Source organism: Pseudomonas sp. 3HC3, assembly GCF_044904505.1.
GTDB lineage: Bacteria > Pseudomonadota > Gammaproteobacteria > Pseudomonadales > Pseudomonadaceae > Aquipseudomonas > Aquipseudomonas putida_Y.
The window spans coordinates 1-15,240 of sequence record NZ_JADDRH010000026.1 but is presented as its reverse complement, the minus strand read 5'-3'; the positions used below and the strand labels follow the sequence as shown (position 1 = coordinate 15,240).

Annotated in this window: 15 protein-coding genes; 8 read left to right on the top strand and 7 right to left on the bottom strand. The window is 62.0% G+C overall.

All coding sequences use genetic code 11. The features are described 5' to 3' along the window. Window positions 1–18 precede the first annotated feature (18 nt). The 3 genes from INQ47_RS23650 to INQ47_RS23640 all read right to left on the bottom strand — a co-directional run bounded on the left by INQ47_RS23650 (window position 19) and on the right by INQ47_RS23640 (window position 1,470). Complete coding sequence (locus INQ47_RS23650) at window positions 19–261, bottom strand: hypothetical protein (RefSeq protein ID WP_021782100.1); 243 nt, start codon at window positions 259–261, stop codon at window positions 19–21. Between the two features lie 97 nt (window positions 262–358). Continuing rightward, window positions 359–886, bottom strand: coding sequence for a lactoylglutathione lyase (gene gloA, locus INQ47_RS23645; protein ID WP_404702732.1), 528 nt, complete (start codon window positions 884–886; stop codon window positions 359–361). Window positions 887–1,110: 224 nt separating this feature from the next. Then, window positions 1,111–1,470, bottom strand: coding sequence for a histone-like nucleoid-structuring protein, MvaT/MvaU family (locus INQ47_RS23640; RefSeq protein WP_404702731.1), 360 nt, complete (start codon window positions 1,468–1,470; stop codon window positions 1,111–1,113). A 361-nt stretch (window positions 1,471–1,831) separates the two neighbouring features. Here INQ47_RS23640 and INQ47_RS23635 point away from each other — a divergent pair, with 361 nt between their 5' ends. Together INQ47_RS23635 and cobF are read left to right on the top strand one after the other, a co-directional pair. Then, entirely contained in the window at window positions 1,832–3,121 is a 1,290-nt protein-coding gene (locus INQ47_RS23635) for an OprD family porin (protein WP_404702730.1), read from the top strand. Between the two features lie 67 nt (window positions 3,122–3,188). Further along, window positions 3,189–3,938 carry a precorrin-6A synthase (deacetylating) gene (gene cobF, locus INQ47_RS23630; protein ID WP_404702729.1) on the top strand — a complete coding sequence of 250 codons (750 nt, stop codon included), beginning with the start codon at window positions 3,189–3,191 and terminating at the stop codon, window positions 3,936–3,938. A gap of 69 nt (window positions 3,939–4,007) precedes the next feature. On the opposite strand, the gene INQ47_RS23625 is transcribed toward cobF, so the two are convergent. Beyond that, entirely contained in the window at window positions 4,008–4,358 is a 351-nt protein-coding gene (locus INQ47_RS23625) for a response regulator (RefSeq protein ID WP_176682415.1), read from the bottom strand. A 248-nt stretch (window positions 4,359–4,606) separates the two neighbouring features. Between INQ47_RS23625 and INQ47_RS23620 the strand changes: the two genes are divergently transcribed. The 5 genes from INQ47_RS23620 to INQ47_RS23600 are packed head-to-tail and all read left to right on the top strand — an operon-like array spanning window position 4,607 to window position 11,106. Beyond that, the gene (locus tag INQ47_RS23620) at window positions 4,607–8,074 is read left to right on the top strand and encodes a response regulator (RefSeq protein WP_404702728.1); all 3,468 of its coding nucleotides are present in this window, start codon (window positions 4,607–4,609) and stop codon (window positions 8,072–8,074) included. Then, on the top strand, window positions 8,071–8,892 hold the full coding sequence (locus tag INQ47_RS23615) for a protein-glutamate O-methyltransferase CheR (RefSeq protein WP_021782092.1): 822 nt from the start codon (window positions 8,071–8,073) through the stop codon (window positions 8,890–8,892). The genes INQ47_RS23620 and INQ47_RS23615 overlap by 4 nt, the downstream gene beginning before the upstream one ends. Further along, window positions 8,889–9,464 (top strand): chemotaxis protein CheB, encoded by a 576-nt coding sequence (locus INQ47_RS23610; RefSeq protein WP_404702727.1) that lies wholly within the window; start codon window positions 8,889–8,891, stop codon window positions 9,462–9,464. Before INQ47_RS23615 ends, INQ47_RS23610 begins: the two co-directional genes overlap by 4 nt. After that, entirely contained in the window at window positions 9,458–10,684 is a 1,227-nt protein-coding gene (locus tag INQ47_RS23605) for an ATP-binding protein (RefSeq protein ID WP_404702726.1), read from the top strand. The genes INQ47_RS23610 and INQ47_RS23605 overlap by 7 nt, the downstream gene beginning before the upstream one ends. A gap of 44 nt (window positions 10,685–10,728) precedes the next feature. Then, window positions 10,729–11,106 (top strand): response regulator, encoded by a 378-nt coding sequence (locus INQ47_RS23600; protein ID WP_003256176.1) that lies wholly within the window; start codon window positions 10,729–10,731, stop codon window positions 11,104–11,106. Between the two features lie 48 nt (window positions 11,107–11,154). On the opposite strand, the gene INQ47_RS23595 is transcribed toward INQ47_RS23600, so the two are convergent. From INQ47_RS23595 to INQ47_RS23585, 3 genes are read right to left on the bottom strand one after another with little or no spacing between them, the layout of a single operon-like run. Next, the gene (locus INQ47_RS23595; protein WP_404702725.1) at window positions 11,155–11,736 is read right to left on the bottom strand and encodes a TetR/AcrR family transcriptional regulator; all 582 of its coding nucleotides are present in this window, start codon (window positions 11,734–11,736) and stop codon (window positions 11,155–11,157) included. A 12-nt stretch (window positions 11,737–11,748) separates the two neighbouring features. Then, window positions 11,749–12,597, bottom strand: coding sequence for a 3-hydroxybutyryl-CoA dehydrogenase (locus INQ47_RS23590; RefSeq protein WP_404702724.1), 849 nt, complete (start codon window positions 12,595–12,597; stop codon window positions 11,749–11,751). Between the two features lie 13 nt (window positions 12,598–12,610). Beyond that, window positions 12,611–13,795: an acetyl-CoA C-acyltransferase family protein gene (locus INQ47_RS23585; protein ID WP_003256172.1), complete on the bottom strand. Its 1,185-nt coding sequence runs from the start codon at window positions 13,793–13,795 to the stop codon at window positions 12,611–12,613. A 168-nt stretch (window positions 13,796–13,963) separates the two neighbouring features. Between INQ47_RS23585 and INQ47_RS23580 the strand changes: the two genes are divergently transcribed. After that, complete coding sequence (locus INQ47_RS23580; protein ID WP_404702723.1) at window positions 13,964–15,052, top strand: AraC family transcriptional regulator ligand-binding domain-containing protein; 1,089 nt, start codon at window positions 13,964–13,966, stop codon at window positions 15,050–15,052. The last annotated feature ends 188 nt before the right edge of the window (window positions 15,053–15,240 follow it).

The window sequence follows — 15,240 nt, the reverse complement described above, 5'->3', positions numbered from 1 at the left end:
GGGCTGGCGAAACCAGGGTCAGAACACCTTGTTCCCGCCATCGAGCTGCTTGTCGACCAGTGCACGGCCATGGGCCAGTGACACATGCTGCGCATTCTCAAGGTCGGAGAAGAACTGCATTGGCATCGACATGCGCTTGCTGGTGTGCCCGTCAGGTGCCGTGATCAGGCAGCCGGCGGCATAGGGCAGGGGTGAGTCGGGGTGGGGCATCACGCTGGCGGTGATGGTGTGCTCGCGGTATTCACAGTGAAGAGATTGCATCGTCCTTACCTCGCTGTGGCATGTGAAGCAGTTACCTTCATATACCACAGCAAGAGGCCGGGAGTTCCCGGCCCGACGAGCGCGCCGCGACGAACGCTCAGCCTTTGAGCTCGGTTGGCTGGATCACTTCGACCCAGTAACCGTCCGGGTCCTTGACGAAGGCCAGGTGGTTCATGCGTCCGTCTTGCAGGCGTTTCTGGAACGGTACTTCCAGCTCCTCGAAGCGCGCGCAAGCGGCACGTACGTCGGGTACCGAAATGCAGATATGGCCAAAGCCGCGCGGGTCGGTGTTGCCATTGTGATAGGCGAACTCGGCATCGTTTTCGGTGCCATGGTTGTGGGTCAGCTCCAGCACGCCAGGGATCGACTTCATCCACTGGTGGCGGGCGTTGTCATCAGTGGGGATCTGTGCCGGGTCGACCAAGGCCAGGAAGTACAGGCTGAAAGCGGCTTCAGGGAAGTCACGCTTGTCCACCAGGCGAAAGCCCAGCACGCGGGTGTAGAAGTCCAGCGACTTCTCGATGTCCTTGACCCGCAGCATGGTGTGGTTGAAGACGAACTGGGCGGTGGCGGCGTCAGGTTGCGCGGTGACGCCAGGCAGGGTTTGCAGATCGTGCAGGCTCATGGGAACTCCTGAGACGGGGCCGGGCGCAGGGCACCGGCAAAACAGACAGGCTGGCCATGATACGGCAGTGCGACGATTGCGCAAATGAAAGCGCCCTGCAAAGGCAGGGCGCTGAAATTAGAGGCCCGCATGTGCGGGCGCGTGATGGGGTCGCTAATCCTTTAGCTGTTTCGATACTGAGCCAGTCCTTGTGAAAAAAGTGTGAAGCCTGTGTGCACATTTCATCAGCGTACCCAGCTTTCTACCGTGGCGGCCCCATACTGTTCTTTCCAGGCTTTGAGGCCGCGGTGGTTGCCGCCTTTGGTCTCGATTCGCTCGCCAGTGTGCGGGTTCTGATAGACCTTGATCACCCGCGGGCGCCGTTGTTGCTTGGGCGGTGTGCTGGAAGTGCGGGCCACAGCCTTCGGGTCGAGGATGGCGATGATATCGCGCAGGCTCTTGTCATAGCTTTTCATCAGGCCGACTAGTTTCTGCTCGAATTCGATTTCGCGTTTGAGGCCGGCATCCTTTTTCAACGCTTCCAGTTGCGCCATCTGTTCCTGGAGCGCTTTTTCGGCAGCACGAAACTCTGCAAGTCTGGACACTGTAATCACTCCTGTACGTCGGTCGTGGCAGGGCGTGACGAACATTGAAGAAGAGTTAAAACGCCGGCCACGCAGGTGGGTTCCACTGTTCGCTGATATCGAGTGTAGTCATTCATGGCTACTGGGTAAACTGCTAACTTTTTGTAAGTAAGCCGGGAACTTTCCCAGTTTTGCGGGCGATATTTGGCAGTTTTTCTTCGGTTGCGTGAGCGGGCGCCTAGACCATGGTCCAATGGCCCGTACCAGAGCCTTTGCGCGATCATTTCAGATGATGGCCGACTCATGTTCGGACCTGCCGCAGTGCCGTGGCCAGCCCGTGCCACAGGTTGTTAACTCGTCTTCATTCTGGATGTTTCCTCGCATGTTTTCCCCTTTCCCCCTCGCTCCCGGGCGTCGTGTTACCGGCCTGTTTCTATTGTGTGCCGGTGTCAACGCCCAGGCTGCCGGGTTTCTTGAAGACAGCCGTGCCAGGGTCGAAGCACGCAATGTCTATTTCAACCGGGACTTCCGGGACGGTTACAGCAGTTCCAGCCAGGGCGCATCCAAGCGCGAAGAGTGGGCACAAGGCTTCATCCTCAATGTGCAATCGGGTTATACGCAAGGCCCGGTAGGTTTCGGTGTGGATGCGCTGGGCATGTTCGGCTTCAAACTGGATTCCAGCCCGGCCGACAGTAACAGTGGGTTGCTGCCCTCGTCCGGTCACGATCCCCGGCACTCGGCCGACCAGTATGCGAAGATGGGCCTGGCGGCCAAGGTCAAGGTCTCCAGTACTGTGCTGAAGTACGGCTCAATGATGCCCGATGTGCCATTGCTCAAGTACAACGATGGCCGTCTGCTCCCGACCCTGTTCCAGGGTGTCATGCTCACCTCCGAAGAACTGCACGACCTGAAGTTCACCCTGGCTCGCCTGGACAAATACACGGCTCGGGATTCCACCGACCGCCAGGACATCCGCGTGCATTGCAAGAACAAGCGTTATGCTTGCGATACCGAAGCCGACCACTTCGACCTGGCCGGTGTCGACTATCGCTTCAACGAGCGTTTCAGCGCCCAGTACCAAGTGGCCAAACTGGAGAACATCTATCGCCAGCACTTTCTCGGGCTGGTGGCCAGTCAACCGCTGGCGGTGGGCAGCCTGTCGGCTGACTTACGGCTGATCAAAAGTGATGACATCGGCAATGCCCGTGCGGGCGAAATCGACCATCGCGCCTTCAGCGGCATGCTTGGCTACAGCCTCGGTGGCCACAAGATCAGCGCCGGCTGGCAGCGCATGTATGGCAACAGCGCCATGCCGTACCTGGATGGCAGCAACCCGTACCTGGTCAACTACGCCCAGGTCAATGATTTCGCCGCTGCCCAGGAGCGCTCCTGGCAAGTACGCTACGACTTCGACTTCAAGGCGCTGGGGGTGCCCGGCCTGACCTTCTTCACCCGTTACATCAACGGCGACAATATCAAGGTGCCGGGCAGCCGTGCCGAAGGCAAGGAGTGGGAACGCGACACCGAGTTCAAGTACGAGGTACAAAGTGGCACTTTCAAGGATGTCAGCGTACGCCTGCGTAATTCCACTTACCGCAGCAACTATGAAAGGTGGGCGCGTGACATGGATGAGACGCGGGTCATTGTCAGCTACAACTTCTCGATCTTCTAAGCAGCTGCTTTGCCAAATACCGGTAACCGCCTGACAATGGTGGCGGGTTCCCGCAAAGGGCAGGGCAATGAAAGACCTGTTGTTGATCGGTATCGGCGCGGGTGACCCGCGCCAAGTCACCTATGAAGCGGTCGATGCGCTGCGCAGTGCCAGCGTGTTCTTCGTGCTCGACAAGGGCGACGACAAAGATGAACTGGTGCACCTGCGCAAAGCCATTCTGCAGCGCTATCGCCCCGAAGGTGGTTATCGCCTGGTGCCGGTGGTCGACCCGTTGCGCGATGCTCAGGCGCAAGACTACCTGGGCGCGGTGCAGAACTGGCACCGGCAGCGTGCTGCGCTGTATGCGCGCCTGATCGAGGAGGAAATTGGCGACGGTGAAACAGGTGCCTTCCTGCTGTGGGGCGAGCCCACCCTCTACGACAGCACCCTGCGCATACTCGACCTGGTCCGCGAACAAGGTGTGAGGCTGCGCTTGCAGGTCATCCCTGGCATCAGCAGTGTGCAGGCGCTGGCGGCGCGGCACCAGGTACCGCTCAACCGCATCGGCGAGCCCCTGACTGTGCTGCCGGGGCGGCGCCTGGCCGGGCAGGGGCCTATCGACAATGTGGTGGTGATGCTCGACGGGCAGTGCGCCTTTGCCGGGCTCGATGACCCGGCATTGACCATCTATTGGGGGGCGTACCTGGGGACTGAGGATGAAGTGCTGATTGCCGGGCCGTTACAGGCGGTGAAGGCGCAGATACTGGAAGTGCGTGCGCGAGAGCGGGCGCGCAAGGGGTGGATCATGGATACCTATCTGCTGCGCAGAGCGCTGTGAGGTGGGTCGCCTGTGCCGGCCTCTTCGCGGGCAAGTCCGCTCCTGCAAGCGAAACAGGCGACACCGTGCTCAAGGGTTACCCAGAATACCCACCACCGTGTCCCGCAACTTGTCGATACTGAAGGGTTTGCCGATCAGGTGCATGCCCTCCGGTACATTGAAGCTGTCGGCGTAGCCGCTGGCGAACAGCACCGGTAATAGTGGCCGCAGTTCGCGCGCTTTACCCGCCAGCACTTCACCTCGCATGTCCGGCAGCCCCACATCGGTCATCATCAGTGCCAGTGCTTGGTCCGGGTCCTCGAGTACCCGCAGGGCGGCTGCGGCGTCTTCTGCCTCGATGACCTTGTAGCCCAACTCGTCGAGCACTTCGACCATCAGCATGCGTACGATGTCGTCGTCTTCGACTACCAGAAGGTGCATGGTTCAAATCCTGTACAAATGAGTGTCTTTAATCTGTGCACCGCGCGGCATCAGAAGTTCCCGAGGATACCGCTCCATGCAAATAGATGGAACGATTGCCGAACGCAACCTTCAAATACTGGCTTAATGCCCTGCCAGACCTGTCAAAGCTGGTTAGACTCGCTTATCAGGACAGCGCAGTGGCAGATAACAATAACGACTGACCGGCCACTCTTTTCAATGGACTTTTCTAGCTCGGGCGTTTTCTCATGATTCAAGCAGCCTCGATGGACCAGCGAAGCTTTCGCAAGCTGTTGAGCCGCAACATCGGCCTTCCCTTGGGGGTTGGCCTGCTGGGGGCCGTGGCCTTCGTCGCGGTGATCAACTACCTGCTTTCGGCCATGCAGTGGGTCGAGCACACCGACCGGGTGATCGGCAATGCCAACGATACGGTCAAGCTGTCGATCGACATGGAAACGGGCATGCGCGGCTTCCTGATCACGGGCGACGAGCGCTTCCTTGACCCCTACGAGGTGGCCAAGCCACGCATTTTCGGCAGCCTGCAGAGCCTGCGCGGCATGGTCGAGGACAACCCCCAGCAGGTCGACCGCATCGATCGGCTGATCGCCTTGCAGCAGGCCTGGAACGACTTCGGCAACCAGATGATTAACCTGCGTCGCAGCCAGGGCGATTACCAGACCTTGATCGGCAACGGCCGGGGCAAGCGCATCACTGATGAAATCCGCAAGGAATTCGACGACCTGATCAGTACCGAACAACAACTGCGCATGGCCCGCAACGAGAAAGTCAGTTCCGTCACCGTGATGGCGATCTCGTCATTCGTGCTGTTCATTGTCGGCCTCAGTGCATTGCTGGCCTACCTGGGCCGTCGTGACCTGCTGGCACTTTCGGCCAGCTATGATGAAAACCTGCAGGCCCAGCAACGCTCGGCGCAGCGCCTGGAGCACCAGGCGTGGTTGCGCACCGGCCAGACCCAGCTGGCGCAGCAGGTGCTCGGGCAGCTGACCTTGCCCATGCTTGGCGAGAACATCCTGCGCTTTTTTGCCTCTTATCTGGGCAGCGTGGTGGGCGCCGTGTACGTGCGCGACGAGCATGGCCGGCTGGTGCGCGTGGCCTGTTATGGCCTGGGTGCCGAAGAGCAGGCCCGCGAGCAGGTCGAGCCGGACCACCATGGCCTGTTGGCCCAGGCGGTCCGCGAAGGCCGCTTGCTGCGCCTGGACGACCTGCCCGAAGACTTCTATCGCCTCAGTTCCGGCCTGGGCAGCGGCTTGCCGCGCAGTGCGCTGCTGATGCCGGCGACCGAAGACGGGCAGATCAACGGGGTGATCGAGCTGGGTTTCCTGCGCCCCTTGCAAGAGCGGGATGAAGAGCTGCTGGAACGGGTCGGCGGCAACCTGGGCATGTCGATCGAGAGTGCCCGTTATCGTCAGCGCCTGCAGGAAGTGCTGGCCGAAACCCAGCAACTCAACGAAGAGCTGCAGGTGCAGCAGGAAGAACTCAAGACTGCCAACGAAGAGCTCGAAGAGCAGTCACGGGTGCTCAAGGAGTCGCAGGCCCATCTGGAGACCCAGCAGGCCGAACTCGAGCAGACCAACGAGCAGTTGTCAGAACGCACCGAAGCGCTGGACCGCAAGAACGATGAGCTGAGCCAGGCGCAGTTGGAGCTGCAGGCCCGTGCCGACGACCTGCAGCGATCGAGCAAGTACAAGTCCGAATTCCTCGCCAACATGTCCCATGAGCTGCGCACGCCGCTCAACAGCTCGCTGATCCTGGCCAAGTTGTTGGCTGAGAACGGTGAGGGCAACCTCAGCGAAGAGCAGGTCAAGTTCGCCGAATCCATCTACTCGGCTGGCAACGATCTGCTTAACCTTATCAACGACATTCTTGATATCGCCAAGGTCGAGGCCGGCAAGCTTGAAGTACGGCCCGAGACCACCCAGGTCGAGCGCCTGGTCGAAGGCTTGCGCGGCATGTTCCAGCCACTTGCCGGTCACAAGGGGCTGGCCTTCGAGGTCAAGGTCGAGCCGCAGGTACCGACCACGCTGTTCACCGACCGTCAGCGCCTGGAGCAGATCCTCAAGAACCTGCTGTCCAACGCCATCAAGTTCACCGAGCGTGGCCAGGTCAGCATGAACGTCAGCTTCCAGGCTGGCAGCGGTATCGTGTTCGCGGTCCGTGACACCGGCATCGGCATTGCGGCCGATCAGCAGCAGGCGATCTTCGGCGCCTTCCACCAGGTCGATGGCACCAGCAATCGCCGCTATGGCGGCACTGGCCTGGGCCTGTCGATCTCCCGTGACCTGGCGCATTTGCTCGGTGGCCAGATCATTGTCGACAGCAGCCCTGGGCAGGGCAGTGTGTTCAGCCTGATTCTGCCGGAGCGCTATGCCGCCGAGGCCGAAGACGTCGAGCCGCAAAGCCTGCGCCCGGCTGTCGATGCGTTGCCGCCTGCACCGCAGGCGCCGCTGGCCGCCGCCGTCATGCGACCGGCACCGGCTTTTGCCGACGATCGCGAGCGCGCACCTTTCGATACCCGTTGCATTCTGGTGATCGAAGACGAGCCCAACTTTGCCCGCATCCTCTTCGACCTGGCCCATGAGCTGGGCTACAGCTGTCTGGTGGCCCATGGCGCCGACGAAGGCTTCGAGCTGGCGGCCCAGTACATTCCGGATGCGATCCTGCTGGACATGCGCCTGCCCGACCACTCGGGCCTGACCGTCCTGCAGCGCCTCAAGGAGCAGGCCGGCACCCGCCATATCCCGGTGCACATCATTTCGGTGGAAGACCGCGTCGAGGCGGCCATGCACATGGGGGCGGTGGGGTATGCGGTCAAACCCACCAGCCGCGAGGAGCTCAAGGAGGTGTTCGCTCGCCTGGAAGCCAAGCTTACGCAAAAGCTCAAGCACATCCTGCTGGTGGAAGACGACGACCTGCAGCGCGAGAGCATCGCCCGGCTGATCGGCGACGACGATGTCGAGATCACGGCCGTGGCCATGGCCCAGGATGCCCTGGCGCTGTTGCGCCAGAACATCTACGACTGCATGATTATCGACCTCAAACTGCCAGACATGCTCGGCAACGAGCTGCTCAAACGCATGACAGCTGAGGATATCCGCGCCTTCCCGCCGGTGATCGTGTATACCGGCCGCAACCTCACCCGTGAGGAAGAAGCCGACCTGCTCAAGTATTCACGCTCGATCATCATCAAGGGCGCACGTTCGCCGGAGCGCCTGCTGGACGAAGTGACGCTGTTCCTGCACAAGGTCGAATCGCAGTTGTCCAACGAACGTCAGCGCATGCTCAAGACCGCGCGCAGCCGCGACAAGGTGTTCGAGGGCCGCAAGGTGCTGCTGGTGGACGACGATGTGCGTAATATCTTCGCCCTGACCAGTGCCCTGGAGCACAAGGGCGCCATTGTCGAAATCGGCCGCAACGGGCGCGAAGCCATCGAGCGCCTGGAGCAGCATGACGACATCGACCTGGTGCTGATGGACGTGATGATGCCGGAGATGGACGGCTTCGAGGCCACCCGCCTGATCCGTCAGCAACCGCGCTGGCGCAAACTGCCGATCATCGCCGTGACCGCCAAGGCCATGAAGGATGACCAGCAGCGTTGCCTGCAAGCCGGTGCCAATGATTACCTGGCCAAGCCGATCGATCTGGACCGCCTGTTCTCGTTGATCCGTGTCTGGCTGCCGCAACTGGAGCGAATTTGACTAGCGAACGCAACACCGACATCGAGATCCGGCTGCTGATCGAGGCGATCTACCTCAAGTACAGCTACGATTTCCGCAATTATTCCGGCGCTTCGATCAAGCGCCGGATTCTCCACGCGCTGCGTCAGTTCGATTGCCTGACGGTGTCTGCGTTGCAGGAGCGCGTGCTGCACGACCCGGGCATGTTCATGCAGTTGCTGCAGTACCTGACGATCCCTGTCAGCGAGATGTTCCGTGACCCTGACCACTTCCTTGCCGTGCGCAACGAAGTGGTGCCGCTGCTGCGTACCTGGCCCTCGATCAAGGTCTGGATCGCTGGCTGCAGCACGGGGGAAGAGGTGTATTCCATGGCCATCCTGTTGCGTGAGGAAGGGCTGCTTGAACGCACCATCATCTACGCCACCGACATCAACCCGCATTCGCTGGACAAGGCCAAGCAGGGTATCTACTCGATGCAGAGCATGCGCGAATACGAGGAAAACTACCGCCTGGCCGGTGGCCGTCGTGACTTTGCCGAGTACTACACCGCCGCCTATGGCAACGCCATCATGGACAGCAGCCTGCGCGACAACGTGACCTTCGCCGACCACAGCCTGGCCACCGACAGCGTGTTCTCCGAGACCCAACTGGTGTCGTGCCGCAATGTGCTGATCTACTTCAACAAGGACCTGCAGGATCGGGCGCTGGGCCTGTTTCATGAATCGCTCTGCCACCGGGGTTTCCTGGTGTTGGGTAGCAAGGAGTCGGTGGACTTTTCGGCCTACAGCGAGCGTTTCGAACCGCTGGTCAAGCCCCAACGGATTTTCCGTAAATCATGAACGGCGTACGTGCAGTGGTGATCGGCGCCTCAGCGGGTGGCGTGGCGGCATTGTTCCAGGTGCTCGGCACGTTGCCATCGGCGTTCGCCATACCGGTGCTCTGCGTGCTGCACCTGCCGGACGATCGCCACAGCCAGCTGGCTGGCGTGATGCAGCGGCGGCTGCATCGGCCGGTGTGCGAGGCACGTGACAAGGAGAGGATCCGCTGCGGGCAGATCTATGTGGCGGGGCCGGGTTACCACTTGTCGGTGGAGCGCGACCTGACGCTGTCGCTGAGCCAGGAAGAACCGGTGCATTTCTCGCGCCCCGCGATTGACTTCCTGTTCCTCTCGGCGGCCGATGCCTATGGCGACGGTTTGCTGGGTGTGCTGCTCACCGGGGCCAACGAAGACGGCGCCAGGGGCCTTGCCTACATCAAGAACAATGGGGGGCGCACGATCGTCCAGGACCCTCGTGACGCACAGGTTGCCCTGATGCCGGAGGCTGCTCTGGCCCTGCACCAGCCCGACCATATCCTTACTCTGAGCGGTATCGGGCAGTTGCTCGCGACCTTGGAATACAGCGCATGCTAAGCCACACCATCGCCAAACTGCTGATTGTCGACGACTTGCCGGAAAACCTGCTGGCGCTCGATGCCCTGATCCAGGGCGAGGACCGTGAGGTGCACCAGGCCCAGTCTGCCGAGGCTGCGTTGTCGTTGCTGCTCGAGCACGAGTTTGCACTGGCCATTCTCGATGTGCAGATGCCGGGCATGAACGGTTTCGAACTGGCCGAGCTGATGCGCGGCACCGACAAGACCAAGCACATCCCGATTGTCTTCGTCAGTGCGGCGGGCCGCGAGATGAATTATGCCTTCAAGGGCTACGAGAGCGGGGCCGTGGACTTTCTGCACAAGCCGCTCGACACCCTGGCGGTGAAAAGCAAGGTCTCGGTGTTCGTCGACCTGTTCCGCCAGCGCAAGGTGCTTGGCCGGCAACTGGAAGCCCTGGAGCAGAGCCGCCAGGAACAGGAGCTGCTGCTCAGCCAGCTGCAGGTGGCACGGTGTGAGCTGGAGCATGCCGTGCGCATGCGTGACGACTTCATGTCGATCGTCTCCCACGAGGTGCGTACGCCGCTCAATGGCCTGATCCTGGAAACCCAGTTGCGCAAGATGCACCTGGCACGGGGCAACCTGGACGCGTTCAGTGTCGACAAGCTGCAGGCCATGGTCGAGCGCGACGAACGGCAGATCAACAGCCTGATCCGGTTGGTCGAGGACATGCTTGATGTTTCGCGCATCCGTACCGGTAAATTGTCGCTGCGGCCCAAACTGTTTGACCTGGGCCAACTGGTGCGTGGGCTGGTGGAAAACTTCACGGCGCAGGCCATGGCCCTGGAAACACACATCGAATTGCAGCGTTGCGAAGCGCTGAAGGGGGAGTGGGACGAATTCCGGATTGAACAAGTAGTGGCCAACCTGTTGTCCAATGCAATGCGTTACGGCGAGCGCAATCCGGTGCAGGTACGGGTGTTCGAGCAGGGCGGCATGGCCTGGGTGCAGGTGCAGGATCACGGTATCGGTATCAGCGCCGTCAATCAGCAGCGGATCTTCCAGCAGTTCGAGCGGGTCGCTGCCCAGCAGGCCAGCGGAGGTCTGGGCCTGGGGTTGTACATCTCCGAGCAGATCGTCCAGGCGCACGGTGGCCGGATACAGGTTGAAAGCGAGGAGGGCAAGGGGGCCACATTCACCCTGCAATTGCCGCTGGCAACATTCAAAGAACAAAACGACCAGGCGCGAGCAACCTCTGTGTAAGCCTGGGGTCTGATGGCCAACTGTAAGTATTTCAAGGCGTTAACATGAGTGAAGATGCACAAGATGTGGTTCTGGTCGTCGAGGATGAACCGGCGATTCGCATGATTTTGCGCGATTACCTGGCGGGCGAGGGGTACCACGTCCTGGTGGCTGAAGATGGCGAGCAGGCGTTTGCCATCCTGGCCAGCAAACCGCACCTGGACCTGATGGTGACGGACTTCCGTTTGCCGGGAGGGATCTCGGGCGTGGATATTGCCGAGCCCGCGGTGAAGTTGCGGCCAGACCTGAAGGTGATTTTCATCAGCGGCTACCCGGCGGAGATTCTCGAGTCTGGTAGCCCGATCACTCGCAAGGCACCTATCCTGGCCAAGCCGTTTGACCTGGATACCTTGCACGAGCAGATCCAGTCGCTGTTGCGCTGAGGCATCCGGCCTCTTCGCGGGGCAAGCCCGCGCAGAGGCCCTGGCAGGCTATCGCAGCGTCCGCTCAATCCCGCCGACCAGCAAGTTTTCCATCAGATCCAACCCCTGCTCTTCAGGCATTGCTTTGAGTAACCCCGGCAGTTGGTTGAGAAGCGTCGCCAGTACATGCGCTGTGGCGTCCAACGCTTGCCCCGGCAGTTTCGCTTGCGGTGCGATCAGACGCAGCAAACCTGCCTCATAGCGCTTGCGCAACGCTGCCAGGTGCGCCTGTTGCGCCTCACTCAAACAACACAAATCCCGCTCGGCCAGCCGAAACTGCAGCGGCCGCTCGGCATGTAGCTGCCAGTGCGCAGCAATCAGGCAGCTCAACGCCGATGCCCCTCGGGCCATGGCCCGACGGGCCTGGTCCAGCGTGGCTTGCAGCTCTTCGTACAACTCCTCGATCAAGTCGTACAACAGGTCCTGCTTGCTGGGGAAGTGATGGTACAGCGAGCCGGCGGTCAGCCCCACATGGGCTGCCAGCTCGCGCATGCTGACCTGGCCAAAGCCCTTTTCGGCAAACAATGCCATGGCCCGGTCACGTCGCTCCTCAAAGTTGGCACAGCGCATTGCGGCATTGACCGGGGGCATGATGCTTGGTCCTCAGTAGGTGAAGAAACCGCGACCGCTCTTGCGCCCCAGCCAGCCGGCCGCGACCATTTCCTTGAGCAGTGGAGCAGGGCGGTACTTGCTGTCGTTGAAGCCGTCATGGAAGGCCTCCATGATCGCCAGCAGGGTGTCCAGCCCGATCAGGTCGGCCAGGGCCAGCGGGCCAATCGGCTGGTTGCAGCCCAGGCGCATGCCGGTGTCGATGTCCTCGGCACTGGCCAGGCCTTCCTGGCGCACGAAGATCGCCTCGTTGATCATTGGCACGAGGATGCGGTTGACCACGAAGCCCGGGCGGTTACCGGCGGTGATCGGGGTCTTGCCGACTTTTTCGGTCACCACCAGGGCCTGGGCGTAGGTGCTGTCGCTGGTCTGCAGGCCACGAATGATCTCCACCAGCGCCATCATCGGTACCGGGTTGAAGAAGTGCACACCAATGAAGCGCTCGGGGTGCTCGATGCAGGCGGCCAATTGGGTAACCGACAGCGACGAGGTGTTGGTGGCGATCAGGCAGTCGGCGGCGACGTTGGCTGCCACCTGCTGCAGGATGCGCTGCTTGAGCTGCAGGTTCTCGGTAGCCGCCTCGATCACCAGGTGGGCAGCGCTGAGCTGGGTGTAGTCGGTGCTGGTGCGGATGCGGGCTTTGGCGGCTGCGGCTTTGTCGGCGTCGAGGGTGCCTTTGCTGACCTGGCGCTCAAGGTTCTTGCTCAAGGTGGCCACGCCGCGCTCAAGCGCTGCATCGGAAACATCCACCAGCAGCACCTGGTAGCCGGCAATTGCGCACACTTGGGCAATGCCGTTGCCCATGGTGCCAGCGCCGATCACGGCGATCTGTTCAATGCTCATGTGTCAGCCTCCCTCAGACGCGCTCGAACACGACGGCGATGCCTTGGCCACCGCCGATACACATCGTGGCCAGGGCGTAGCGGCCCTGGATGCGCTGCAGCTCATGGATGGCCTTGGTGGCGATGATCGCACCGGTGGCACCCACCGGGTGGCCCAGGGAAATGCCCGAGCCGTTGGGGTTGACCTTTTCCGGGTCGAAGCCCAGCTCGCGGGCAACGGCACAGGCCTGGGCGGCGAAGGCCTCGTTGGACTCGATCACATCCAGGTCTTGTAGGTTCAGCCCGGTTTTTTCCAGCACTTTGCGGGTGGCGGGGATCGGCCCCAGGCCCATCAGCTCAGGCTCCACCCCGGCGTGGGCATAGCCCACCAGGCGTGCCAGAGGCTTCAGGCCCAGGCGGCGCACCGCGTCACCTGTGGCCAACACCAGGCCGGCAGCGCCATCGTTGATACCGCTGGCGTTGCCGGCGGTGACGGTACCGTCTTTCTTGAATACCGGCTTCATGCCGGCCAGTTGCTCGGCGGTTACATCAGCACGCACATGCTCGTCGACACTGAACTGCACGCTGCCCTTGCGGGTTTTCAGCTCCAACGCAACGATCTGGCTGGCGAAGCGGCCCTCGGCAATGGCCCGAGCAGCGCGGCGCTGGCTGGTCAGGGCCAGTTCGTCCTGCATTTCGCGGGTAATGCCGTGCTTGGCCGAAACGTTCTCGGCGGTAATACCCATGTGGAAGTGCTGGAACGGGTCCTGCAGCACGCCGACGGTATAGTCGATGCCTTGCAGATCACCCATGCGTGCACCCCAGCGCGCTTGTGGCAGCAGGTAAGGGCCACGGCTCATGGATTCGGCGCCGGCCGCGACGGCCACGTCGGTGTCGCCCAGCAACAGGCCCTGGGCCGCAGAGACAATGGCCTGCAGGCCAGAGCCGCACAGGCGGTTGACGTTGAATGCCGGCGTTTCCTTGGGGATGCCGGCGTTCATTGCCGCTACCCGTGCCAGATAGGCGTCACGCGGTTCGGTGGGGATTACCGTGCCCATCACCAGGTGGCCGACTTGCTCGGCGGCCAGGCCCGAACGCTCGATGGCGGCGCGGGTCACGGCGCTGGCCAGGTCGGCCAGTGGCAGGTCCTTGAGGGAACCGCCGAAGCCACCAATGGCTGAACGGACGGCACTGACGACGTAGATTTCTGCGCTGCTCATAAGGGCTCCGATTGCGAAGGCGTGGCGGGACCGGGCCAGGCTCTGCGAGAATGGTCGGCGGCCCCGAAGTGGGGTCGAGTCTAGGCAAAGGCTCTGTTGCAGCCTATGCCGGATCTGTTCAAAGAACCTGGCACTTTTTGCCACTCAGCATAGACAGCGAAAACCGCCATGCGCGAAAGCGATTCAGTCGCCGTGTACTTCCTCAACGCCATGCTCCACGCCCTGCGTGACACCCCCGCCGAGCGTGATGCCCAGCTGCTTGCGGTGGGCATCGCCCCGCAGCTGCTCGATCAACCTCAGGCGCGGGTGCCGGCCAAGGCGTTCGCCCAGCTGTGGCTGGCGTTGATCCAGCGCCTGGACGATGAGTTCTTTGGCCTCGACAGCCACGGCATGCCGCTGGGCAGTTTCGCCCTGATCTGCCGGGGTTTGATCCTCGAGCCGAACCTGGAAAAGGCCTTGCGCCAGTGCATGGGTGGCTTCGGCCTGTTCCTGCGTGACCTGCATGGCAGCCTGACGGTACGTGGCGGGCGGGCGCTGATCAGTGTGCAGTCGAACATTGCCGACCCCTTGACCCGGGTCTATGCCGAGGAAACTTACCTGGTGCTGATGATCGGCATGCTGTGCTGGCTGGCCGGGCGGCGGATTGCCATCGACCGCACGGAGCTCGCGGTGTCGCGCCCGGCTCAGGAGGACGACTTGCTGCTGTGGGGGCCGGACCTGCGCCTGGGCAGCGGGCGCACCGAGGTGGAGTTCGACAGCGCTTACCTGCGCCTGCCGGTGGTGCAGGACCGGGCGGCTTTGAAGACCTTCCTGCGCAGTGCGCCGCAGGGCCTGGTAATCCGCTTTCGCAATCAGAACGGGCTGGTGGCTGAGGTGTATCGGCACCTGCGGGCATTGCGCTATGGGCAGTGGCCGACATTGGCCGCGCTGGCGCAGCAGCAGGGGATCAGTGCCAGTACCTTTCGCCGGCAGCTGGAGCGGGAGGGGCGTTCGTACCAGCAGATCAAGGATGAAGTGCGCCGGGCCATGGCCTTCGAGCGGCTGCGCGAAGGCGCGCTGAGCATCGCCGAAATTGCCGAGCAGGCGGGGTTTCAGGAACCGAGTGCGTTCCACCGGGCGTTCAAGAAGTGGACCGGGCAGAGCCCAGGAAGCTACCGGGCGCGGCTGGCCGGCCTGCGTTCTACCTGTGGGAGCGGGCTTGCCCGCGAAGAAACCAATGCGGTGGATGGCACCGGCTCTGCCGGTGTTCGCGGGTAAACCCGCTCCTACAGGGCACGCACAGAATTGTGGGGGCGGGCATGCCCGCGAAGAAACCAACGCGGTGGATGGCACCGGCTCTGCCGGTGTTCGCGGGTAAACCCGCTCCTACAGGGCACGCACAGAATTGTGGGGGCGGGCATGCCCGCGAAGAAACCAACGCGGTGGATGGCACCGGCTCTGCCGGT

Coding starts and splice junctions, on each gene's coding strand:
- INQ47_RS23620 (WP_404702728.1), top strand. CDS start 4,607: ATGATTCAAGCAGCCTCGATGGACCAGCGAAGCTTTCGCAAGCTGTTG.
- INQ47_RS23585 (WP_003256172.1), bottom strand. CDS start 13,795: ATGAGCAGCGCAGAAATCTACGTCGTCAGTGCCGTCCGTTCAGCCATT.
- cobF (WP_404702729.1), top strand. CDS start 3,189: ATGAAAGACCTGTTGTTGATCGGTATCGGCGCGGGTGACCCGCGCCAA.
- INQ47_RS23610 (WP_404702727.1), top strand. CDS start 8,889: ATGAACGGCGTACGTGCAGTGGTGATCGGCGCCTCAGCGGGTGGCGTG.
- INQ47_RS23595 (WP_404702725.1), bottom strand. CDS start 11,736: ATGCCCCCGGTCAATGCCGCAATGCGCTGTGCCAACTTTGAGGAGCGA.
- INQ47_RS23605 (WP_404702726.1), top strand. CDS start 9,458: ATGCTAAGCCACACCATCGCCAAACTGCTGATTGTCGACGACTTGCCG.
- INQ47_RS23580 (WP_404702723.1), top strand. CDS start 13,964: ATGCGCGAAAGCGATTCAGTCGCCGTGTACTTCCTCAACGCCATGCTC.
- INQ47_RS23650 (WP_021782100.1), bottom strand. CDS start 261: ATGCAATCTCTTCACTGTGAATACCGCGAGCACACCATCACCGCCAGC.
- INQ47_RS23600 (WP_003256176.1), top strand. CDS start 10,729: ATGAGTGAAGATGCACAAGATGTGGTTCTGGTCGTCGAGGATGAACCG.
- INQ47_RS23635 (WP_404702730.1), top strand. CDS start 1,832: ATGTTTTCCCCTTTCCCCCTCGCTCCCGGGCGTCGTGTTACCGGCCTG.
- INQ47_RS23625 (WP_176682415.1), bottom strand. CDS start 4,358: ATGCACCTTCTGGTAGTCGAAGACGACGACATCGTACGCATGCTGATG.
- INQ47_RS23590 (WP_404702724.1), bottom strand. CDS start 12,597: ATGAGCATTGAACAGATCGCCGTGATCGGCGCTGGCACCATGGGCAAC.
- gloA (WP_404702732.1), bottom strand. CDS start 886: ATGAGCCTGCACGATCTGCAAACCCTGCCTGGCGTCACCGCGCAACCT.